Genomic DNA, 23414 nt, shown 5'->3' with positions numbered 1-23414 from the left:
AAACAAATGCTCAAGTTATTTAAGTCCTATTACTTAGTTCATCAAAGCCTGCTCTAGAATCCAAATAATTCTTACTTCAGCCTGTCTTGGGTCGCTATTCACTGCCAATTTATTGATTTCATCCTTTTGGTTGGTAAGCATCGCTTTTACTTGTTCTCGTTCTGCTTCGACTATAGATTCAAAATCATTCTGTAAGTCCCATGCAGGGTCGGCATTCTCTATGCCTAGACCAATCGCTAGCAGATTTTCAACTACGGGGTAGCCGCCTTGAAGATAGTTCTTGCCAACCTCTTTTTCCTTCTGCACAACCTTTTGCACTTTCCTAGTAACGTCCTGTCTTACCGCTTCCATACCGATCATGCGCTCTTCTGTCTTTTTAATTTTTCTTGTTGCCGCCTTAATGACATTTTCATTTCTATAAGCATCTCTGTCGATTTCTTTATGAATCTTGTCACCAATAGTTTTTTCCACTCCAAATAACTTCTGAATTCCACTAATTGGAGATGTAATTGTCCGAGCAACTCCTTCTACTACCCCAAGTCCAGCCCGTGCAATGGCAGAACGCTTCACCTTCTCTGTAACTTCACGATAATCTGGTACTTCTTCTTCGATATCTACAGTCTTGTACTTAGGTGTATACCCTACTATCTCTGGTTGGGTAACATCTTCTTCAACGACATCTGGAACTAAAATTTTGATAGCTTCCTCTCGCGATAGCTTGGCTTCAGTAGCAAAGCTGTCAACCATTTCATAAAGTTCTCTTTCCGCCGCAGCACGAGCATCTTCTTCTCTAAAAATTCTAATAGCATAATCACAAATAGCTGCATATGCTTCTTCCAGTATTCCTTGTTGTCCAAGCTTTTCGTCTACTTTGTAAGTCGCTAGACGACTAGCAATGTAAATTAATGCTTGCCGATAACGACGGCTGCGTTCTTTTTTGGCAATTGCCTTTAGTTCGTCTTGTAGTGCCTGTCCCATATTACCGATCTTATTGTCAGGCAATATTTTGCACATTAATTCAGTAATTTTGTTGATGCCAGTTCCTCTCAAACAATCAACTTCGACAATTGGAGGTTGATCTGAGTAAAAACTTTGATAAATATTTATTATTTTTTCACGGGCATCATCAATATTTTCTTGGGTTGTAATCTTTGTTCTGTCCTGATGATGAATATTTAGAGCAAAGATAACTTTATTTTTGCTGCCACGCTCCTTTTGAAACTTGAGTAATGCCTTCAAATAACGTTGATCTTCACGAGTAAATTGGGTGTGTGGAGCTACTACATAGAGGATAATATCTGGTGCAACATACTCTTGGTTTTCTTGTGACTGCCATTGTTGTACTGTTGCAATTCTTTTCTTCACTTGCTTGGTTTTTGGATAATCAGAACAATCCCAAACTTCAAACTTATCAACAGGTTGTAAATCATCATCATCAACTTGACGAATCAGCAAAGCGGCTCTATTAATATTTTCATAAGTGTCATTGCATCCTCCTGCTCCAGGTAAGTCATAGTAGCGCAAATTACTGAGCATTTGGAAAAATTGCACCATCCAAGTACAATCAGTTTTGCCTGTAGAACCCATAACTGCTTGCTTTGTATCTATTGTTTGTTTGGGATCTAATATGCGTCTTCCTAATGTAGTTTTTCCCGCACCTGTTCTTCCGGTTGCGTATAAATTTACTGGTTTCGGAAATAACTCTTGTTTTCCTTGCTGCTCAATAAATGCATCATCTTCCCTATCGCTTAAGTCTAACTCGCGTATATCAAGTAGCCTTGTAACATCAGGACGGTCTTGAAAAAGAAACTTTAAGCTTTCTAAGGCATTTTTAGACATGATAAATTTCTCCTTTTTATTTCATAAAGTTGCTTATTTTTCGTAGACAAACCAATCGATTGGCTCAAACTTCGGTATTTTTAAGTCGTCAACCAATTGATTGATTTGGGCAGCTTGGTCTTGCTCACCAATAATTTGGTAAGTTTCGGCTAGTTTAGTCATAAATGACAAATCCCCCTGGTGAGACAACTTGAACAGTAAGGCAAGATCGGGTAAATCATGTTTTTGAGACTTTTGATAATGCCAACTTATTAACGCTTCTGCTATTTGCTCTCTTGCTTCTTTGCCAAGATTGCATTCATGTAACATCAAAGCTTGATCGAGACGATAAAAGTGTTCTCGATCGGGTTCACGGTAACAAAGTAGGTCATAGTAAAGACAAAACTGATGGGCAGATAGCTGTAGTTTCTCAGGTTCGTCGGAGAGGTATCGCCGCAAATCAGGGCGTTTACCTTCTAAAACTAGGTGGTGTGCATCGCTTAAAATGCCTACCACTGATGCCAAATAATGAGCTACGAAGTCTTCAAACTCTAGCTTGTTATTCGAGCCAGGTTTGGGCGATCGCACGTCAAAAGAGTCTAGATTTAACTCAGAGTAGGTTTCACCTTGTCCGGGAAGTAGATTCCAGAACGCGATCGCCGGATGCACTCTGTATCCACCTTGAACTGCACCATGAATTAAGATGATAGGAAGATTGGCAAGAGCAGCACTAATAAAGTGAATATCCCGATCTCCCCGCAATAGAGGGCGCGATATGTAACCGTCACATCTAGTTACACCATCAAACCACTGAGTTTTTTGCCACGCCACACTTATTGCTAATCGAAAATCAGGAAATCCTCCTGCATCATTAGCGTTATGAGTGCGGGTATTGTCCCAAAAAGGAGCAATCAGAACTAAAGGTTGACGATTTCGCTCATAAATCTCGGTTAAAGTTTCAACAACGTACTCAACAGGGTCTAGAAAAGGGCTATTTTCCTCTAGTCTTTGCAACTTGCGGTTAATGGCAGCTGTCCGAACCGCATTTTGATTACGAAGTTGCTCTAATTCTGTAGAGTGTTGATAGTCAATCTCCCGAAACTTCAAGCCTAAATACAGTTGTAGTTCGCTAGAAAATTCAGCTTCTCGCAGTCGATAGATATGATCGACTCCCCTTTCTTCGATGCGGTAATGATGGGCGATCGCCTGTATGCTTTCCTCTCTGTCAGCCCGATAGCCAATTTCTACCAATCGCTGCTGATGAGCCTCATTCTGTTCTACTTTGCGATACTCATGCGCTTTTTCTTGCTCTACTAACCGATGTTGGTGTCCCTTTTTTTGGGCTTTTGCCTCAAGCTTCTTGGCATAAGAAATTTCTCGGATGCGATGCTTACTAGCTACTGATTGCTCGTCTAGTCGATAATTGTGTGCCTGTTCTTGTAATTCTGTCTGCCTTTGAAATTCAGTCTTTCTTTCCCCACGCCGAAAAACAGTGTTGATTAGGTTATTAGCTAACTGAATCCCTGAATATAAAACAGTTAATTGACCAAAGCCTGGGTTGTTATTGTTTGCCATATATAGCTCCAAAAATTTTTGATAAAAAAGATTTTGGCGCTGCTTAAGAAGAGTTGATAGACATAATAATTAGCTGACTCCTCCTAATCTTTCAAATAAAAACCAAGAAGCATTTTTCAGACGGCTACCTGAACTAAAAAGGAGAGTATTATTCATATCATGTGCGCTGATATTATCTGTCCAGCCTACTTTTTTTTCATGAGCGTCATATATATAGCCATCATCATCTAATCGACCTAAATAAACACCCATAAAGTTATAAAATTTTCTGTCGTGAACCGAGCCTACTTGCCCACCGTGCATATATACTTCACCGTAGTCATTTATCAACACATCTGAAGATGAACCTAGTGCAAAATTATGCTCTTGATGGTGCTGGCTATCGGTAGAGGCAATAAAATCATTATCATGATGTAATTTGGTAGATGCCATAAAATGGTCGCTTGCAGCCCAGGCTTTTTCAAACTGCTCTAATGGAATCTCTACACCCCTACCATTAATAACTCCAGGATCATTTAAAATAACTTTTGGGTGGAAAGGATCTGAAGTAAAATTTACGCCAATAACCTCTACTGCATGATTAGCTTTTTGCCCTGGTATTCCTCGATAATCTTGAACGAGATTTCCTAGAAGTGAACCTTGATCTGGTGCAGCAAGTACATTGGAATCAACACTAACAATCACATATTCGTGGTGATTCAATTTGTCAGTCAACTCCTTGAAGTTACCATTGAAATGATGCTCTATAGGAATACCTTTAGCTTCCAGTAAATGATCGATGTATTCAATAGGAGTTCCTACTCCGGGGACATAATAGCCATCAATCATAGCTTCTAGGCAAAGACTATTTTCTGAAAAATGCTTTCCTGTTAAGCTCTCTAAAACAAATTGCTGAACCTTAATTCCGCAGTCATGGGAATAACTTTGGTGTTCCCAATAAGGCATTTCATGCTTGGGATCGCCAATTACAAACCCGTCTTGGTGTTCCGGATCGAAGTTCTGGTGAACTAGATAGTTAGGTTGATTTGTAGAATCACCAAGAATATACTCACTTTGGTGATTTAATTCCTCATCTGGCTGATTTTCGGGTTGAATTTGGTCATCAGTTTCAGAGCGATCGTAACTCCAGTTGGTATATAAGTCAGATAAGCTTGAATTATCGCCATAGAAATTGTTGACTTGATTTTCCCAACTGTATGAAGATTGAGCAAAGTGGCTCCCGTATGTATACCCACTATCTGCACTTTCTCGTCCTAGATAATTATCAGTATCATCCGTTTGCTCAGGATAACCACAGTCATACTCCTCGCTCCTCGTTATTGTATCGCTATCTAGTTGACACAACCCAGGTTTTGTAGAAAGGTATTCTTCCCTATCGTCGTAGTGAAACTGACACAGTTCAGGGTTTGTAGTAGAGTTTCCCTTTTCCTCAGAGTCAAATTTCGGGTCAGAATTGAATTGAAGCGGTTCAGGTATGGTAGAACTCTCCTTTGAATAGGCTAAAGGTTGGTATTCAAGCGATCGCGCCAGTTCATGTTGATTATTTTCTTGAAGTGGATGCTCGTGTTGCTCTGGTAATAAATCAATCTTTGGCTCATTAAGTATTGAGGCTAGGTTAGTAGGTTCAATGAAAGTAAGTGGTGGGGAGCCAACGTAGTCTTGAGCATGATTTGGCCCATGCGCTCTCACGTCCTCACTAATACCGTCAGGTAGCAAGTTGCCAGAATTGTCAGTACCAAAATCCTCGTCCATAAAGTTCAGTTGGTTGAGATACCATGAATCGTTTATAACTGGCCTCACCTTCAATCGTCTATAGTTTATGCACTCAGGCCCAAACAGGCTCTCCCAGATAAATAGTGATAAGGCAGACTTATATATGGCTTAAATGTTTGTTGGGTAAACATTTCTCTCCCTCATGCCCAAAGAACCGGGATTTTCACCACAAGTACGCGAAAGCCCCTAAAAATCGACATCAGGCTTTACATTCAACTCAACGTGGCCTTTCTGCTTTAATTCTTGAGCGATGTCAGGCGGAATATTGACAGCAAGTTTGACTGGAGTTGTAACTGTGTTAACAAAGTTTTCCTTACCTTGACGGGTATACACTTTAATCACCAGCGAGTTAGTTCGATCGTTTAGAAGAACATGGCTGCCTAGCACCTCATGTCCATCGCGCTTTAATTGTTTGTGTAATCCAGCTATATCTGATTCGATGTAATGAAAATCTAATACTCCTTCTTTGATACATAACAGAGAGTTGGAGGCAGCCATTTCCTCTTGAAATGCTTCAGAAACTTTTTTAACAGCCTGGTTAACACTATTGAAAAATTTGCCAAAGCTTTGCCCTAGCGTTTCTTCATGGCTCATGATTATTAACCTCTAAACAGTAGTTGTCGGATTTTTGATAACGTTTTAAAGAGATTTGGAGTGGAGCGAGCTATATTTACCCCACCCCAAGAAAATGGTTAAGTAGAAGTCCGCATCATTAGAAGTTGACCCTTAGCATTGAGTTGGGACAGAATATCACCAGGGATTTCGGTTTCTGAGATCAACTCCTGTCGATATTCTCGTCTAATACCCCCACTGGCTACATTTTTGACATAAACTTCCACCTTTTTATAGATACGGGTACCCTGCCTTACTAGATACGTGAGGGCATCGGATGTTACCTCGACTGCCCAATTGATTCCATTTAAAATAGCCCGGACAGCTTGGGTCGCCCATGCTTTTATTTCATCCCAGAAATAACCCACAGCAAAACCTGCTATTCCAGCAGCAACAGCCCACAAAATAATGTCGATAGGCATGATTTATTCCTCTATTTGGGTTTGATTTAATTTCACATTCTTTTCGTCGGTAAGCTGGGAGTTTACAGCTATGGTGTTGTTTAGTTCTTGATGACGATTTTTAGTTGTTAAGTAGCGATCTATTTCTGACTGAACAATCATTTCATTCAACTCACTAGCCTTACCTAATAGTAATTTTAATCCAAGCTTGAGAGTAAGATTGCGAATATCGCCACCACACAAGCCATCACTGATTTCTGCTAAACGTTCATAGCTAATGCTTTTGGGTATATTAGTGGATAAATGGAATTCCCAGAGTTTTTTTCGCATTGAATTATCCGGTGGTAAAAACTCGATATTGAAGAGAATTCTTCTAAGTACAGATGGGTCGTATTGGCCAAAAAAATTAGTCGTAAAAACTACTACATTTCGAGTCCTGTCTAGCAATGTAAGCAGGGTACTCTTGACTGCATTAATGTCATGATCTGCTGCTTGAGAGAGGCGAGAAATTCGCGGACTCACAAGGGCATCTGCCTCATCAAATATCAGCATACTATTTGTTTCTTCTGCTTCTTGAAAAAGGCTATTAAGGTTGGAAGATGTACCTCCCATTAGTTCTGATTGAAGTTCTCCGTAGTTGACTTTGATTATAGACATCTGAAGTAGGTTAGCTAGGGCTTCAGTAGTAATGCTTTTACCTGTACCTGGTAGTCCATAAAAGTTGACAATCAAGCCACCGCTATTTTTCAAAAATCGAGCAAAGCACCATTCATTTAGCAACTTTTCTCGATAACGAATATAGGCAACCATCTCCTCAATTTGTTCCAAGGTGCTAGCAGGTAATGTGATTTCGCCTAGCGTCCAACTCGGTTGGAGTACACGCAGGTTTTTTCCATTTTTATTGGATGCCGTTTGGTTTTGCAAAATTTCATATTTCATGGGCAACTTTCCTAATCTGTTAATCTAATTGCAATTGCTGGTAAAAAATTAGTTCACAGGAATCTGCTACCTAAGCTACCTTCTCGTTACACCAGTTATTGCAGCAGAGCTGCCTGTCCGCTCGTTGATGATAGTAATCCACCGCTCGCTATCATCAATGATTACAGTGACTGTATCTCCAACTTCCGCACCAATGGAACTTGCGTATTGTACGTTATACACTTTTCCTGTTGCAGCACTTTTGATGTTGATATCTCTCCCACCCCATAAGTATGTGACGGTAAAAGCTTTTCTAGCTTGAGCAATATAGTTATGTGGAACCTCCAAGGATGACCTTTCGGTTGCGAACGAGGAAGTAATTACATCTTGGCTTGCAAGTGCAGGTGTAATGTGGAGACTATTTACTGTAGCCACGCTAGAGATTAAAACTAAAGCCAGTTTTTTCATACGACAGACCTCGGTACTAAGGAATATTAGAGAGAAGAACACTCTCTTATCTTCTTAGTTTGGCTGATGGTACTGGCTGAATAGGGGAGAAAAAGTGTGATTGAAATTGAGAACCTGAGTACGGAAAAAGTGTGAAATGTGAGATTTTGGTTACAGGCCATTGGCAGACTTCGTAATAGGCTTTAGAATGGACATGATTTTGATTGTCTGCCTGCGATGGAAGCTCTCGAATCCTTAGAATTATTTGCTAAATTAGTCCAGCAACGGCTTGGGCGACCGCTAACCGGGCCCGAACGCATTTTGTTTCAAGGTTTTTGGCAAGGATTGAAGTATGACGAAATTTCAACTCAATATAATTTTAACTACGCTCCAGACCACATTCGTAAATTAGGCAGCCAATTGACCAATCTAGCTGCACTAATTTGTGAGCAACCAGCTAAGACGGTTAACAAAAATGTTTTCCGTTCGGCTTTAGAACCTTATTTAAAGCAGGTACAGCGGGGATCAAATCCAGCCGATCTGGGTGGTTGGGCACTACAGTCTCACTTTTTTCACCTAGTTCGGCAGGCTCAAAGGCGGGACTGGTACTCACCAGAGGACTATTTGGATTTCGCTCATCTGCTCGAGCAGATGAGTCAGTTTATTAAGGAAGCTTCAGAGCGCGATGGAGGAGCTTATCAGGAAATCGTAGATCGCTGGCAGTTAGTCAAAAACTTTAGCCATGTTTACGAACAACATTGGGAGCAGCGAGAGCAAATTTTACGCTGGTTGCTTGTCGCCGCGAAAGCTAGCGGCGATCGCCCTATAATAGCAGAGTCTTATGCTGAACTCGGTTTGACTCGTATTTTACGCGATCCTTATACAGCAACAGCCCAATCTGAAGCAAAATTCTACCTTGAGGAAGCTCAAAAATTAGCCACCCACCGGGAAGTAGTATTTTGTATAGATTTACAGATTTATCAGGCAATGCTGAGTCTGGCAAAAGGTCTGTCTGAAGATGCTAGCACACACTTAACCAGAGCTAAACTATTTTTAGGACAACAATGGCCAGATTCACGGGTGCGCGATCGCTGCCTGAGCAACATCCATTACTACGAGGGCGAGTGCTATTTTCACATAGGGCAGTATAAAAAAGCTGACGAGCAGTATAAGTCAGCTCGGCAATATGCCAAAGCAATAGGTTGGAAAAGGGCAGAAGTGGCAGTAAATAACTGGCGCGCAGAAATTGCCATTCAGTTTGGTAACTTAGAGCAAGCTGACCGTTTGCTCAATCAAGGGATTGTGGTAGTGGAACAACATCGAGACTGGCGCTCTCTTGCATTGCATCAACAATCGATGGGTTTGTTAAAACAAAAACAGGGCGATCTAAAATCAGCACACCATTGGGCAACTAAAGCAAAGGATTGGTTTATAGCTTTGAGTATGAACGCGGAAGCACAGGAAATACAAAAACTTTTGCAACAGCTAAATTAATATTTCGCTTTATTAAAGTATAGTTTAGCTTTTTGGTATTCTCCATATTTTTGATAGGTTTTACCGATAGTTATAATTGTTTGACTTTTTTCTTGAGGAAGTCCCTGCTGGTTTAATATTTCTTCTGATTTATGTAAGTATTCAAACGCTTTATCTAACATTCCCATTTTTTCGTAAGTGATACCTAAGTCACGTAACTGAACTCCTTGATTAGAGTAGTCATGAAGATCTTCAGCGATAGCAAGGGCTTGATTAAAGAATTTAATCGCTGCTCTATATTTACCTATTCCTCGTAAAGCTATGCCTAAATTTCCAAGCGAGTAGCTTTTTCCTTTAAGTACCTCTTTTTTATTGGTAACTCTTTGATAGTTTTTTATTGCTTTTAAGCTATATTTAACTGCGGTTTTAAATTCCTTTTTATCGTTGTAAATAAGGCTTAAGTTACAGAATACATGGCTAGCTATTAAAGGATTTTTTTCGCTATCATTATTAATTAAATTTAAGCATTTTTTATAACATAAAATTGTTTTATCTATTTGACCTAAGTACCGATAACTCCCTGCCAAGTTAAGAAAAACATCAAACCTTATTTCGCGCTCAAAAATACTATGTAAATATTGTTCATAATTATTAACTGCTTCGGTCAAATAACCCAACCTATAGCAAATATTTCCTAATCTATAAAAACTGTCATTTTTAATAAATGAATCATCTAAACCGTTAGGAACAATTAGACTTTGCTCATAACGAAATTTGGCCTTATGAAGTTGACCTTTAGTTTCATATATTTGAGCTAAATTATAGTTTGCACATCTTTGCCCTACAAAATCATCAATTTCGTAATAAATTTCTAAGCTTTCAAGATAGAAACTAATAGCTTTTTCCATCTCTCCTATAAAATTATAATTTTTACCTAAGCTAAAAAGTGCAGTAGCAGCCCCTCGTCGATCATTTATTTTATTGGAAATATTTAAACTCATTTCATAGTAATTAATAGCTTGGTTGTGCTGTTTTAAGGCTTGACATAAATTACCTTTACTTTGAAATATTATCCTTTTTTGCTTTTCATTAGTATCTTTACATAAAATTTTTTCTGATTCTTCATGGTAAGTCTTTGCACTGTGACAGTCATTTTGCCTAAGCCTAATATTTCCTAACCCACATAATGCTAGCAATTTTTCTATGGGATTATTAATTTCATTAGCTATATGTAAAGCTTTATTATAGGATTCTTCAGCTTTTTGATACTGTTCCAGAGCTAAATATGTCTGGCCTAATCTATTGAGAATAATTACGTCTAAATCTAGGCTTAATTTACCTTGAAGCTTGAGATATAAATCTACTCGTATACTATGATATCCCCAAATATCTAACTGTTCGTGTAATTCTTCTTTGATTGGTGTATTAAGGCGATTAAATAAAATTTTTGCAGCTGCTTCCCATTCTTCTAGTTCGCATAGAATATCGTAAGGTTGTAAATATTTATCAATTTCCTTCAATTTAGAATCACTAGGTAATGGTTCATCCATCACCCAATTAATAATCATTTGATATAATACCCGTTTACGAAATGATTTAACAAACTTAATTTTTTCTTTTGTAATACCAAGTTGTTCTAGAATAAATTTTCTAGATATAACAACATTTGTGCTTATATTTAAATTATCTTTTGCTGTTAATTCCATAAATTATCTGGCTTTATTCATAATTTTTTGAGATGTTCTAGTGCAATACTGCGAATCAAGTTGTGTTGCCTTATTAGGTATTCGTTATTCTCAACTACTTCTTCAATCAAATTACGATCGCGCAATATATCCAGTAATTGCTGGCTTTTATATTCATTCCAACTTTCTGGCAAATCATCCCAATGTTGTAAAAGATTTAGCCACCAACTTTCTTTAACAGCGCAGCGATATTCTGAGGCGGCACAAAGTAATATATAGGCATAATAAGCATCTTTTTCTAAGCGATTTAGCGTTTTTTCTAAACGCGATCGCACAGACCACTTTAGTTTTTGAGTATAATTATGTAATTTTAAGGTATCATTAGCCGATACTCTTCCGGCTTTACCTTCTTCAATAGCTTTTTCTACTTCTACTATTTCGTCACCATATTGGCTCCAATAAGCTAAAACATTCCCATTGAATGGGTGACTTACTATTTCTCCAGTAATTACTCGCAAAGCCAATGGATGACCTTCATAAGCAGAGCCAATCCGTTTTAAATAACCTTTAACAGATGTATCTGCTTTAATGTCTAAACCCATTTTATCAAATAACTCTAACTGTTCTTCTTCCGTAAGTCCACTTAACGGCTGATAATGCCAGAAATTTTGATAACGAGAGCCATGTGTGAATATTGAAGTTGGCAAATCTTGCGATGTTAAAATTAGCTGGCTTCGGAAACTTTCTGATGATAAGACTGCATGAAAAAATTTGCTCCACCACTCGTCTCTGAAATTACTCCAACCTTCTTCTTCGTTACCTTCTAATATTTCTTCTAAGGAGTCCATCTGGACTATAAATTCGTTGTTTTGCAAGTAATCAACTAACTTATTTAGAATTTGTTGTGGCTCTTTGTGTTCTTCGCTTGCGATAGTTATTCCAAACTTATCTAACCATTTAGCTCCTACACTAATAAAATCAGGTGCTTGTTTTTGATTGTCAAAGTTTTCTGAAATAAATTGGTGACAATTCTTTAACAATAGTTCAAAAACTAATTTTTCTGCCGTAGCACTTTTGCCAATACCAGTGATACCAGTGAGGATTAGAATTCGACAGCTTGAGTTTAATTTATTAATTAATTGAGATAGTAGTTCTTGCTTACCAACCCAGTTATCATCATAAGCTGAGAATGCTATAGAACTATTAGCTTGAGAAACTACTTCATCAACTGGAGGACGCTCTACAACATCTTCCCAGTTTAAGTTTAAAACTTGACAGAATGCTTTGAATGTATTGGAAGAAATAGCCTGTCCTTTAAGAAAACGTTTCCAAGTGGGTAGGGCAGCACCTGGGGCAAATATGTTGTAAAGTTTGTCATCTTGCCAATTTTTATCTGGTTCGATAATCTTGCTAGCCTCTACAAGCCATTGTGGATCATCTACATTCCAGTCTTTTTCCTTTCTAGCTTGCTTGATCTTAATTAGTCCTAGAGAGGATGCCTTCAAAGATGGCATAAGATACACTATCAGCTTATTGATAAGTTAATAGCTCAATTATATGCTAGTTCCTTTAACCTTAATCCCAGAATGTGGGACTTGACAAAAAGCAAGGTTATGTGTTATAAGTAATCCCGATTGTTACCTAAACTACTTAGGCGGCATTATAAAAAATTCCCGTTCTCATCAACATTAATGTTTATGGGGTGCGCCTACGGCGCACCAGCCCAGGACGAGTAGTGAGAATTGTCAGTAGACCGAAAACTTACGATAGAATCGACGTTTCGGCTAAAGTATCTAAGCCCAAAGGTAGCGATCGCGCTTATGGCAATTTCTTTAGATATAGTCTCAAATGCTTATTCCTCAAGGGTTTGATATTTGCTGTATTTCGTAAACCATAACTTTTTCAAAAGCATTATATGCAAGACGCAAATTTTCAATATGATCTCCCTGAATCCGGTTTTTGTATGCAACACCAAGTTCATAGTGTACAACTAGCCATAGAGAATATTCGTCAGACGTGGGCGGAAAATTAATACTATTTCTAACAATTTCTAGTATTTCAATCGCTGCTTCTTGGTTGTTAGTCTGATTTCCTTGATAAAGATTTCTAGCTTTATCGATCAAACTCATTAACCATTTTATATTTATAGATATTGAGTTATGAAAGCTTAATTCTGATTGTTGGTAAATATTTAATGAAACAGGAGTATGTAAAGATGGTAGAGTATAAGGATTGCTAGGCAAAAATGACTTTAAAATAGGAATAATTTCATTATTATGAGTTTTTGTAAATTCATTGATTTTGTGAATTTCTTTAATAAAATAAACAGGAGTAAGAGGTTCTTTTTCTTTGAAACTGAACTGGTTCGTGTGAGCAATATTTTCCAATTCAGCTACTTGCTGCCAGTCCAGTCCTAAAATTTTACAAAAGGCTTCAAAAACATCCTTGGAAATGCGCTCCATGCCATACAAAAAACGCTTCCAAGTTGCTTGGGATATGCCTGGGGCATAAAGACATCTTGTTTGAGTTTCTATTGGCCAAGTTTGATTAGGGTAGAGATATTGACTAGCTAACTTGAGAGGTGTCGGATCTTCCAGTTTCCAGCCCAGCCTTATTCTCGCTTGCGAAGCTAAAAATTTGGCATTCTCAGTTAACTTGAAGGTAGGTCTTTTTCGGCGAACTGCCATTACACTCTGCCTTCTAGATGCTTAAAAAACTTATACAAGCCAGAGATTCATCGTTTGAAGCTCTATCATAGGGTTTGCTGAATGAAAAAAGCGAAAATTATGGTCTATCAACGGGTCAAACGGCGTTAAAGGTCAAGAAAGCGATCGCTCATAGGGTGCTAAACTTCAAAACGTTTGCACTTTTTGTTCGTCCTCTCCTTTTCCCTTTTTCCCCTTTTTCCCCACTTATTCAGCAAGCCCTATCATATAGTTTTTATTAAACAAAGCTATCTGTGAATTTGTCAAGTGATTTTTAGTGCTATTTTGTCTCATATTCTTTTATTTTCTCACGATCTGCTCATTTTAGGATTTGCACCCAACATCTACAAATAGTTCAAATCTACCTACCCTGAGCTTTGTCAAGATCAGTTTCAGATCGGTTTCACAACTAAACACTGAGCAAAAACTGTATCTAGGCAAAGGTTTGAGGACTCTGAGATTCTGAAAATTGAAAGCAAGCAATAATAACACTTCTGCTCAAACCTGCTTGCAAAACCAGAAGTAAATATGTGTATTATGCCGCAGAATCTCGTTGATAAGCAATTGTTGGAGCGCTCAGATCAAACTGAAGTGCCAAATTCTGAGTATAGGTTAGCTTGTGCTACCCAAGACGAAATCATGGAAAAGCTGAATAAGCTTGACTTTACGCAAATTAGCTATAAGCTGATGAATCCTGATTACGGAGATGCTTGGAGTTTAGAGCAGACTAACAAGGCGATCGCTCTCTATAAAATGTTCCTCTGTTTGTCGTATCTCTATCCACATGAAATTGCACCATCGCAGGAAATCCAGAGAGTTTGGCACGAACATATTTTGAATACATTTGCTTATGCTCAGGCTTGTCAGCAAATCTTTGGTAAATTCATCCATCACTCTCCTTATTTTGGTCTAGGCGGAGAGGAAGAACGGCAGAATTTAAATGCTGCTTTTGCTCAAACTCAACTCCTGTTTATTAAGCATTTTGGAATTGATATTGTCAAATAAAAAATTAGACGAGTGCCTTTTTTGGGTTGATTTCTCAGATAGCCCACTTGTACCGACAATGGGAGATGCGCTTGATTGTAGCGTGAACATACCGCTTCTTTGTCACTCTCATCATTGGTGTTCCGTTAATCATCTTTACCTATACTGTCTTAGTAAGACACCTATAAAAGACAGGTAACTAATAATTGGACTTTGGACAAAAGGAAATATGCTTCGCGAGTTAATAGCGCGAAGTAAGAGCGCGTAAGTTATCATTAATAATGAAAAATTAAGCCCGGTTAAGCTTAAAGCTTGTTAAACAACAATTTGCTTCGCGCCCATTCTTCGCGAAACGCTTTTCTTCTTTGTCCAAAGTTCAATAATAATTATTTAGCTACTACATCTACCTGTACTAATACACACTCTGCCTGAAAATGTTGAATGCTCACGCCGAAGTCTTGATGGGGGAGTATGTCAATTCAACCTTGATTAGCTAAAAATGCTACTGATGAGGAAATTACATCGACAATATCAGCTGGATCTAATGCTTTAATTTTTGCTAATATTTCTCTTTTAATATCGTCAGAGCCAGACGGCTTGCTACTGTCTTTTACTTCTGATGTTATTTTCTTCTCAAAACCGTTACGATATTCTAATAAAGAAATTTCACCATTTAAATAAATTTGCAGTGTTGCAGCAGTACCACCACTAACGCGAGCTAGTTGCCGAAAATTTTTAGAATCAGACTCAGGAATGGTTTTGCCTCTCAACCACCGATGTACGGTTGAGAAGTCTACACCAAAAGCATTGGCTAAACTACTTTGAGTCCAACCCTCTTCTAGCAGCTGCTCTATTAGTTGAGTCAGCCGCTTTTGACGAGCTTGGAGAAGAGAAGACACAGAGCTAGTAGTCACAAATGTAACCTTTCAAATATAGCTATACACTATTTTAATGTTTGCACCACTACCGCTATCCTCGTCAAAGAGACATGACTAGGGTAAGGGATTTTAAAAATTATAGACGTTACCTATCCTTCTAACTAATTTAAAAGGAAACTCCCAGATTTACAAGCAGTTTAGGACTAATGACCCTTAGAAGTTTGTGGTCGTAGGCGTTAGAAGGCTCATCTAAGGCGCGGCCTCCCCAATACTCAAAAGGATTGGGAAAGTTAGCCTAGAGGAGCAAATTGATAAGAAGTTTTAAGCCCCCTTGTCATCGAACTTGCACGTTGCCATATTAATTATGGCAACGTGCAAGGATTCCCATAGTTAAATGCTATCTTCCCACAGTGTTGGTCATCCCGATTTACCTGACCCGTCCTCCGATATTGGTAGTGAGCCTCAAGGGTCAGTACAGAACTTCCAGCCAGAAAATGTACTAACAGGGGCTGAACTAGAGGAACTGGGTAGCTTGGAAGCTACAGTTGAGCGGGGGTTAAGGGCATTTTGGGAGATAGGACAAGCCTTACAACAGATACGGGACAAGCGTCTCTATCGGCAAGAATATGCAACCTTTGAGGAATATTGCATTTGCCGTTGGGAAATGTCTCGTCGCTCCGCTTACCAGTTAATTGAGGCGGCCACCGTCTATGAAAATGTGCGCCATGGCGCACAAATTCTTCCCGCCAACGAGCGCCAAACTCGTCCTCTAGTGACACTGCCTCCCCAAAAACAACAGGAAGCTTGGGCCAAAGCCGTCTCTACCGCCCCATCAGGTAGAGTTACATCTACTCATGTTGCCCAAGTTGCCAAAGAGTACCAACTTTCGAGTGAGGATGCCTGTTCTGAAACTGGAAGCGCTGCCTCTTCAACGCCTGCGGTTCCCGAAGGAGATACTGTCGCACAAACAGATTCAACCGAGGTAGGAGCCAATTGGCGCAGCTGCTGGAATTGCTATCATTGCAGCCGAGAGTTTCTAGATGACCCCCACAGTTTTTATTGCTACCAGTTTGGAAAATTGAACTTTATAGAGAAGGACGGTAACGAACGGGGAGCAGAATGCGAATTGTGGACTTATCGACAAGCAACGCCTGATGAAGTCAAAAGAACGCCACTGCCAACAGAAACTTTCACCCTAACTCTACAGCTTCCCGCTCACTTGCAACCCCTGATACAAGATGCTGCTAGAAGAGAAGAACTGGTTTTGGTGGACTGGGTAGCCAAAGTTTTAGAAACAGCACTTAAGGCAAACAGTTGCCCTCCTGCTGAAACTACTTCTATTCCTGACACCGTAGCAAACCCCTGCGACAGCACCACGCCAGTAGTCGTAGATCGTATCGAAGTTTCAGTTTCAGAAGTTTCACAAGTTTCCAAATACAAGGTAAGTGCAAATACCGAAACAGCTGATGAATTTTCAGAAGAAACAGCTGCTGCTTGAGGAAGTCCCCATAAATTTCACTATTTTTTCTATATGACAAAGTGCATCGCCCTGGTAGGCTGTTTCAACAAACAGCCGGAAGTTCTAAGATTCTACCCAAACAATTTGCAACCGTTGAAACTGTTAGCTTTCTGGCTTAATGCGTCAAAAGGTGCGATCGGAATTTCCCAGCCTTTCGTCTTCTGCCATTTCGCTCACTCTCCTATTCAGCAATTTGGGGGAAGACCAGAGTGATGCCAGGGACAGATAATAGAATCGATACTAACAGACAAGTAGGGACATCAGAACAGCTACAGATTGCTGGTAAGACAGTTCCTCAAAATGATCGGAGCAGTCAACCCCAACGGCGGGGGCGCTACCGTTCCATTTCTCGACCACCAACCAGTCCCAATTTGTTTCCCGATGGTCAAACTAACTGTATGGCATCGAACAGATTGATTTGGGAAGGATGTAACATTCTTACGCAAGGCCAGAATCTTAGTTGGCTTAACACTGAGAAAGGGTCGCCTTACTACCAAAGTCCTGTTGCAAAAGGTCAGGGCTATATATCTTTCTGGGTAACTGATGATTTACATACCAAGCCCCCTGCTGTCTTGGAGGGGGAAGCTGCTTTAGCTCTAATCGAGCAATTCGATATTCGCGCTGGTTGCCTTCACTTGATCTATGCTGCTTATGCTACACAACTCGATCGCCCTTGGGAGCAGCAATTCGTTTTAAGTGATGTCCAGTTGGAACGATATTTGGGATTGAACCACAACAAGAAGCTCAACAAACAGGAAAAGTTAAGATCGCTGTTAGAACTGGCGAAACAACCTTGCCACCTTCTAGTGTACGCATCCTGGCCGGAAAAAGGAGCTGTTGGAGCCTTTAGCGTCAGCCGCACTTACCTTTGGGAGATCGCAGAGCCAATTTTGCACTACCAAGATTGTTTTTACGATGAGCGGGGAAATCCAATTGGTGAGAAGACACTCATAGGATTCACGCTTAAAATACGATGCGGAAACTGGGCGCAATACTTTCTCAATAAGGAAAAACGTACCTCTAGAGCGGGCTATTACGAGTTCGGTATCCTGTCTCAGGGACTGCTGCACGACTTGATGAGCATTTGGCATAACCATCCGGGTGCAGCACGACTGATGACTTGGTTACTGTTCAAAACTAAAGTCAATCCAGGCAGTCCGCTAATTGTAGAGACATTAATGAAAGTTGCCTTTGGAGAAGAATTAGTTACAGCAGCCATCACATCTTCAAAAGAACGGAAAAAGTTGGTCAGGCGTTGGGAAATTACGCTGAGAGTCTTACTAGAAAAGGGATGGAGTATCCAACCAGATTCTGAAACTTATCCACCTCAGTACTGGCCAGAATTATTTAACTCCAGTCCGTTCACAAGCATCCCCGATGACCCTGAAGAAGCAGCATCCTTTTGGGCATTGGATGCGACTGTGGATGAGGGGACACGCTTAACTGATATTACAAAACGCACACGCGCTAGTTTTGAACAGCTACTGGCTGGTAGGCTCTGGGTACGTTCTCCAGCAGAGATTGCCCAAAAACTGGATGAGATTACAAAGCACAAGAAATCTAACCGGAAAAAACCTCTCTCTCAGAAAACTAATAAGCGCTCTGAACAGACAAATACTGGACTTGAGCCTGAGCAGTCTTTAAATTTTTCAATGCTTACAGGAGAAGAAGTGAGAAGACTCAGAACAGAAAAGGGGTTGAGCGTCACTAAACTTGCTGAATTGGCAGGTTTAGCTAAATCTATGGTTTCCATGATCGAAACTGGCAAAAGACCTATAACTGCCCAAACCCAGAAGCGCCTTACCCAAGCACTGGAAATCAATCACTGAGCTATGTCCGCAGCTAAGGAATTGATCTGACATTGATTGGAAGACCGTTCATATCACCAGCAAAAACTCAGTCATATTCCTCCCTCAATTCATTCTTTAGAATAGAAAAAATTACCTCTGGAGGTACTGGTGAGTAGCGAGTTATCCATCCTGAAAAAAACGCTTGCCAAGTATTCTGGAGAACCCAACCCAACCCAAGTTACACAGGGCGTTTCTCCCAGGCAGCTGGATGTGGCCTTTATCTTCGATACCACTGGCAGTATGTACCCGTACCTGGAACAGGTGCGCCGCGAACTAACCCGACTCGCCAGTGAAGTTTACAAATCTGTTCCCAACGTGAGAATGGGTGTTGTCGCCTATGGTGACTACTGTGATGCTAATTCCACTTATGTCACCAAAGTTCTAGACTTAACCACTGACTTTGAGAAAGTACGGTCATTTGTCGGACAAGTGGAAAAAACAGGCGGAGGTGATGCGCCTGAAGCTGTGGAAGAAGCGCTATTTCAGGCAAACCAACTGAATTGGCGAATTGGTAGCAGTCGGGCTATAGTTTTGGTCGGTGATGCTCCTCCTCACGGTGTAATTGATGCAGCCTCTAATTGCCTTTACGGTCACGATTACAAAACTGAAGGCAATAGTTTGGGACAGAAGGGAGTCAAAATTTACGCAACCCAGTGCGGTAGAGATTCGTCAACAGAACAAGTGTTTCGCTGGTTGGCTAGTCAAACTGGTGGTGTTTACCTAAATTTGGAGAATATTGCCGATTTGGTAGACCTACTGATTGGGGTTTGTATGAAGGAAGTAGGTTTGCTGGAAAGCTATACTCAAAAACTTCAAGCTAACAATTTGTTAACTGGTTCTAAAGCGCGGTTGCTCAATCAATTAAAAGGGTCATCAAATGCCTAATGATAGCAATAAGCCAAACTATTATGAAATTCTCGGTGTGCTACCCACAGCTAGTCCAGAGGAGATTAAACGGGCATTCCGAAAATTAGCTAACGATTATCATCCAGACAAATTGGCGAGCGTCCCTGAAGCTATTCGGAAATTAGCTGAAGACAAATTTAAGGAAATTAATGAAGCATACGAAGTTTTGAAAAGCCCAGATCAAAGGCGAATTTATGACTGGGAATTGCAGAAAGCTGGTGCTGAGATAAAAAAACAAGAATTAATTCGACAGATTCAGGAACTTGTTAATAATGATGACCTTGAAGGGGCTGTAAGAGTAGCTAAGAGTCTGTATGAACTGTTTCCTGATGATTCGGACTGCCGAAACATCTACGCACAACTAGCTTATGCGTTGGCAATTCAACTTGTTGAGGCTGAAAAGTTAAACAAAGCAGAAAGCTATTTTAAACAAGCTATTGATATCACTACTGATGAAGAGTTTAAGCGAAGAGTACAGGCTGATTTGGGATTATTGAGAGCGAAAAAACAGAAAGAGGAAGAAGAAAAAACCGCTGCTGACAGGAAAAAATATGAAGCTGAACGTAGAAGGGCGGAAGAGGAGAGTAGTCGGCGGGAAACGGCAGAAAGAGTAGAGGCTGAACGCAGAAGAGAGGAGGAAGCCCGGAGACGAAGAGAATCAGAAAAAAGGGCTGCTGAAGAAAGAGAAAAGAGTGAGACTGAACGCAGGCGAAAAGAAGAAATTAGACGAAGAGAAGAGGAAGAAAGAACCCGGAATCAGGCACTTATATTTGGCTCGATTTTGCTACTTGGAATAGGATTATTTGGATATTTTAACTCTCGCGTAACTCTTAATAATACTCCCGTTAATGAGGCTACCCAAACACCTTTATCACCATCGCCTAAGATAAAAGCTCCTGTATCCCAAACTCGAAGTGTACCACCTCCTCCTCGAACTATTTCTTTAGCGAGAACGATAGACACTTATGGCTGTAGTACTTTGGGCGATTTGGTGTACTACGATGCTAGAAGACCTAAAAATATTATTATAAACGGACAATATATGATAGCAATAACATCTCTTTATAACTCAGTTCCTAGTAATTTCAGTAGTAAATTCGATTACTACATATTAAAATATAGACCTGCTAAAATAGTTTGTCAATTAGTTGAGCCTATAGACTGGAGAGACACAACCCAAAACAAAATTCCAAAATTCAGTAATTTAACTTTAGGTTTTGGATTGGCAGATAATAGTGAAGAGCTTGGAAGTGGTAGCATTAATAAGTCTGTAAAAGTCCGCGTGTCAGTATATAAAGATGGTGATTTTGTAACAGTTATACATCAATCAGATAAATATTTAGGTGGAAAGTTATATAAGTCTAAAATTATTACTAAGGGCGATAAAATTATCTGGAATATCGATGTTAGTGATAGCCGCGCTATTCTAATACAAGCGGAGTGCATTAAACCGAGTCCGTTACCGCCCGGAGTTATCAGTTTGGAAGGTGGTACTTGTCCTGCTGTTCACTTTTTTCAAGAAACTTTGCAGTACAAACCTAGATAATTAAAGATAAAAATTAAAAGGGTCATCAAATATGTAGATAAATGGTTAATTACATAAATAAAAAATGCTAATCTAAACTTAAAGTAAAAAATGGTAAACCATCATAAAAAAACTATGGCAAGACCAAGTTTATTGTACTTCAATTTTCCAGAGCCTCATGGTCGCATCTGGAACTTAGAAGTAGAAACTCGCCCAGATGGAAGTGACCTACTATATCCTTACCCTAACCACCCAGATCGCCACATGAGAGGTTTGCATCATCATCTATACTGGGATAGCAAAAGAGAAAATACAATAGGGCTTGCTTACACCTGTTGCGATGAACAGGGTAAAGCTTGGCGAGAATACTATATTGATCGTGGTGCAGATTGGGAATTTCTCGATCGCACTGATTCATATAACTCACTTAAAGAAATGAATCAGGTTTTCCAAGCCAAGCGTGATATTAAAGCTGCCGAGTGTTTCTCCCAATATTTAACTGTCAGGTTAGCAATTAGTGAACTTGACCGCGAACAACCTGACCGTAATGTTACTCCTGAAATAGGAGACTCATACTTTAACCGTTACTGATAACTACTGTGCTGGAGTTTCCAACTATGAATGACTTTCAAAAAAGTTGTGAGTTTGTAGTAATAATATGCCTACGGATCAGTTGGTGGTTAGTACAAGCGCTATGGAAAGGCAGCAGGTGGCTTTATGAACAGTTGAAAGATTGGCAAGCATTGCGCTCTGAAAAAGTTGTTGGCCCAAAAGGAAAATTACCTGATAGACATCACAGAGATGTATGGGACTATCGAGGCTTAGAAACGATTGGAAAGCTTTTTCACCTAACATACACATCAGGGGCATCGATCAAACTGGGTCACGCAACAGATGCAAACGGGCGGGATGGACAAAAATTAGGTCTACCCCTAGACCTACTCCCACAGCATATTTTACTAATTGGCCCTCCTAACAAGGGAAAAACTACTCGTTTTATCGTGCCTTGGATTAAAGAATTAATTTCAGTTCAGTCAGTTTTTGCTATTGATGCGAAAGGAAACTTAAGGCGTGAGTTTGGTTTAGATAAATATGCAGAATTGACAGGCGCTCGATTCTGTTACTGGAATCTCAGCGATCCTGAATCACAACGCTGGAACTTTTTTGAAGAAATTTCTACTGACTCTGTAGAACGGCACAAAGATATTGCAGTTGTTGCTAAAGCCTTACTGGGAGAAAGATTACCAAGAGAGCAAGGAATTTTCTGGGAGCGGGATCTAAGTTGGCTTGAGGGCATATTGTGGTTGCTAGTGGAAACAGAGCCTTTACCAAAACCCAGTCAAATTCTGCCCACAATCCTAGATCGTCCTGCTGCTAAAGTTCGGCTTGGTTTTCTTAAATCGGAGACAAAAAGAAATTGTGAAAATCTTCTTAGCGATTACCTCAGAATTTCCGATGCAGATTTTTATAAAGCAACATTTGTCTTACGGAACAAGCTAAAGTTTTTTGACCGTACTGATGTATTTCGTATTTGCGATGGTCGCTCAGACTTTCGCTTACAAGATTTTAATAAACCAGGTGTGCGAATGTTTGCTTTAATAGGACAGCCAGAGGCAGAAGAGGAAACAGGAAAGCAAATGGCGCAACTAATCGCAGGAATATTTAATAATCTCATGCTGCGTCGCTATGCTTTTGGTCTAAGTGGTGAACCTGTAGCTTTCATTGCAGATGAAGCTCATGCCCTTCAGCAAACAGTTGATTTTCCAAAATCGGCTGCTATATTGAGAGCAGCCGGTGTCGGACTTTGCCTCAGCACTCAAAGTATCAGCCAATTCAATACTAATGAGAAGCCCAATCAAGGAAGCTTGATTGCAGGTCTTTGTGCAACCACTATTTGTCTACCAGGAGTGGATGTTGAAACAGCCGAATTCCTATCAAAAAGTTTTGGCGATCGCGTTGACCCTTCAACTAGCGTTGGTCGGTCAATTGGTAGCCGCAGTCATGGAATTTCAGGAAGCGATCGCACTCCAATCCTGAGTGTTCGTGAGATTCGCGATCGTCCTGCTGACCTTGAAGGAACCGCTATTATTCAAGTCCGCAGTGGAACTTCTAGCAGACCGTTTTTGACTAGGTATTGAAGATTGGAAACTCACACAATGAATTCGCCAACCGTGTTTTCCTTATTTCTGTGTCCATAAGTCAGAATTCATCTTAGTTATTAAAAATTGCTTATTTCTAGGCTTTAGCCAATCAATATAGATAGTTTTAGAAAAATTGAGCAAGTTTTATTGAACTGCATCGAACCCTCGTGTAAACCGGGGGTTTTCGTTTGATGCTCATTGTGA

The 23414-nt window shown here is 39.9% G+C and carries 19 protein-coding genes; 8 read left to right on the top strand and 11 right to left on the bottom strand.

Annotated elements, in window-relative coordinates; translation table 11 throughout:
* Positions 1-33 precede the first annotated feature (33 nt).
* The 7 genes from IQ264_RS01295 to IQ264_RS01265 form a co-directional block, all read right to left on the bottom strand.
* Positions 34-1839 carry a GTPase domain-containing protein gene (locus IQ264_RS01295; protein ID WP_193977817.1) on the bottom strand — a complete coding sequence of 602 codons (1806 nt, stop codon included), beginning with the start codon at positions 1837-1839 and terminating at the stop codon, positions 34-36.
* Between the two features lie 33 nt (positions 1840-1872).
* The gene (locus tag IQ264_RS01290; RefSeq protein ID WP_193977816.1) at positions 1873-3393 is read right to left on the bottom strand and encodes a hypothetical protein; all 1521 of its coding nucleotides are present in this window, start codon (positions 3391-3393) and stop codon (positions 1873-1875) included.
* A 69-nt stretch (positions 3394-3462) separates the two neighbouring features.
* Positions 3463-5145 (bottom strand): hypothetical protein, encoded by a 1683-nt coding sequence (locus IQ264_RS01285; protein WP_193977814.1) that lies wholly within the window; start codon positions 5143-5145, stop codon positions 3463-3465.
* 207 nt (positions 5146-5352) lie between these two features.
* The gene (locus IQ264_RS01280; protein ID WP_193977812.1) at positions 5353-5760 is read right to left on the bottom strand and encodes a hypothetical protein; all 408 of its coding nucleotides are present in this window, start codon (positions 5758-5760) and stop codon (positions 5353-5355) included.
* A 98-nt stretch (positions 5761-5858) separates the two neighbouring features.
* On the bottom strand, positions 5859-6200 hold the full coding sequence (locus IQ264_RS01275) for a hypothetical protein (RefSeq protein WP_193977810.1): 342 nt from the start codon (positions 6198-6200) through the stop codon (positions 5859-5861).
* 3 nt (positions 6201-6203) lie between these two features.
* Complete coding sequence (locus tag IQ264_RS01270) at positions 6204-7118, bottom strand: ATP-binding protein (protein WP_193977808.1); 915 nt, start codon at positions 7116-7118, stop codon at positions 6204-6206.
* A 75-nt stretch (positions 7119-7193) separates the two neighbouring features.
* Entirely contained in the window at positions 7194-7445 is a 252-nt protein-coding gene (locus IQ264_RS01265; protein WP_193977807.1) for a hypothetical protein, read from the bottom strand.
* 336 nt (positions 7446-7781) lie between these two features.
* Here IQ264_RS01265 and IQ264_RS01260 point away from each other — a divergent pair, with 336 nt between their 5' ends.
* Positions 7782-9038 carry a hypothetical protein gene (locus tag IQ264_RS01260; RefSeq protein ID WP_193977805.1) on the top strand — a complete coding sequence of 419 codons (1257 nt, stop codon included), beginning with the start codon at positions 7782-7784 and terminating at the stop codon, positions 9036-9038.
* Here IQ264_RS01260 and IQ264_RS01255 read toward each other — a convergent pair.
* The 3 genes from IQ264_RS01255 to IQ264_RS01245 all read right to left on the bottom strand — a co-directional run bounded on the left by IQ264_RS01255 (position 9035) and on the right by IQ264_RS01245 (position 13389).
* The gene (locus tag IQ264_RS01255) at positions 9035-10723 is read right to left on the bottom strand and encodes a tetratricopeptide repeat protein (RefSeq protein ID WP_193977803.1); all 1689 of its coding nucleotides are present in this window, start codon (positions 10721-10723) and stop codon (positions 9035-9037) included. The genes IQ264_RS01260 and IQ264_RS01255 overlap by 4 nt on opposite strands.
* Before the next feature lie 17 nt (positions 10724-10740).
* Positions 10741-12216 carry an NB-ARC domain-containing protein gene (locus IQ264_RS01250; protein ID WP_193977801.1) on the bottom strand — a complete coding sequence of 492 codons (1476 nt, stop codon included), beginning with the start codon at positions 12214-12216 and terminating at the stop codon, positions 10741-10743.
* Positions 12217-12561: 345 nt separating this feature from the next.
* Positions 12562-13389 (bottom strand): hypothetical protein, encoded by an 828-nt coding sequence (locus IQ264_RS01245; protein ID WP_193977799.1) that lies wholly within the window; start codon positions 13387-13389, stop codon positions 12562-12564.
* A gap of 555 nt (positions 13390-13944) precedes the next feature.
* Between IQ264_RS01245 and IQ264_RS01240 the strand changes: the two genes are divergently transcribed.
* Positions 13945-14412, top strand: coding sequence for a glycine-rich domain-containing protein (locus IQ264_RS01240; protein WP_228061201.1), 468 nt, complete (start codon positions 13945-13947; stop codon positions 14410-14412).
* Positions 14413-14870: 458 nt separating this feature from the next.
* Here the strand turns inward: IQ264_RS01240 and IQ264_RS01235 are convergent, their stop codons facing one another.
* The gene (locus tag IQ264_RS01235; RefSeq protein ID WP_193977797.1) at positions 14871-15305 is read right to left on the bottom strand and encodes a helix-turn-helix domain-containing protein; all 435 of its coding nucleotides are present in this window, start codon (positions 15303-15305) and stop codon (positions 14871-14873) included.
* Between the two features lie 358 nt (positions 15306-15663).
* On the opposite strand from IQ264_RS01235, the gene IQ264_RS01230 reads away from it, so the two are divergent.
* The 6 genes from IQ264_RS01230 to IQ264_RS01205 all read left to right on the top strand — a co-directional run bounded on the left by IQ264_RS01230 (position 15664) and on the right by IQ264_RS01205 (position 23207).
* Complete coding sequence (locus tag IQ264_RS01230; protein WP_193977795.1) at positions 15664-16767, top strand: hypothetical protein; 1104 nt, start codon at positions 15664-15666, stop codon at positions 16765-16767.
* A gap of 233 nt (positions 16768-17000) precedes the next feature.
* Positions 17001-18617, top strand: coding sequence for a helix-turn-helix domain-containing protein (locus IQ264_RS01225; protein ID WP_193977793.1), 1617 nt, complete (start codon positions 17001-17003; stop codon positions 18615-18617).
* Positions 18618-18746: 129 nt separating this feature from the next.
* Complete coding sequence (locus IQ264_RS01220) at positions 18747-19523, top strand: vWA domain-containing protein (protein WP_193977791.1); 777 nt, start codon at positions 18747-18749, stop codon at positions 19521-19523.
* Complete coding sequence (locus tag IQ264_RS33605; protein WP_193977789.1) at positions 19516-21090, top strand: DnaJ domain-containing protein; 1575 nt, start codon at positions 19516-19518, stop codon at positions 21088-21090. The genes IQ264_RS01220 and IQ264_RS33605 overlap by 8 nt, the downstream gene beginning before the upstream one ends.
* A 114-nt stretch (positions 21091-21204) precedes the next feature.
* A complete protein-coding gene (locus IQ264_RS01210) occupies positions 21205-21660 on the top strand; it encodes a hypothetical protein (protein WP_193977787.1) in 456 nt (151 codons plus the stop codon).
* A gap of 26 nt (positions 21661-21686) precedes the next feature.
* Complete coding sequence (locus IQ264_RS01205) at positions 21687-23207, top strand: type IV secretory system conjugative DNA transfer family protein (RefSeq protein ID WP_193977785.1); 1521 nt, start codon at positions 21687-21689, stop codon at positions 23205-23207.
* Positions 23208-23414 lie beyond the last annotated feature (207 nt).

Origin of the sequence: [Phormidium] sp. LEGE 05292 (genome assembly GCF_015207735.1) — a bacterium.
Taxonomy (GTDB): Bacteria; Cyanobacteriota; Cyanobacteriia; order Cyanobacteriales; family Aerosakkonemataceae; genus Floridanema.
The sequence above is the reverse complement of the archived record's forward strand: the minus strand, read 5'-3'. Positions and strand labels throughout refer to the sequence as shown.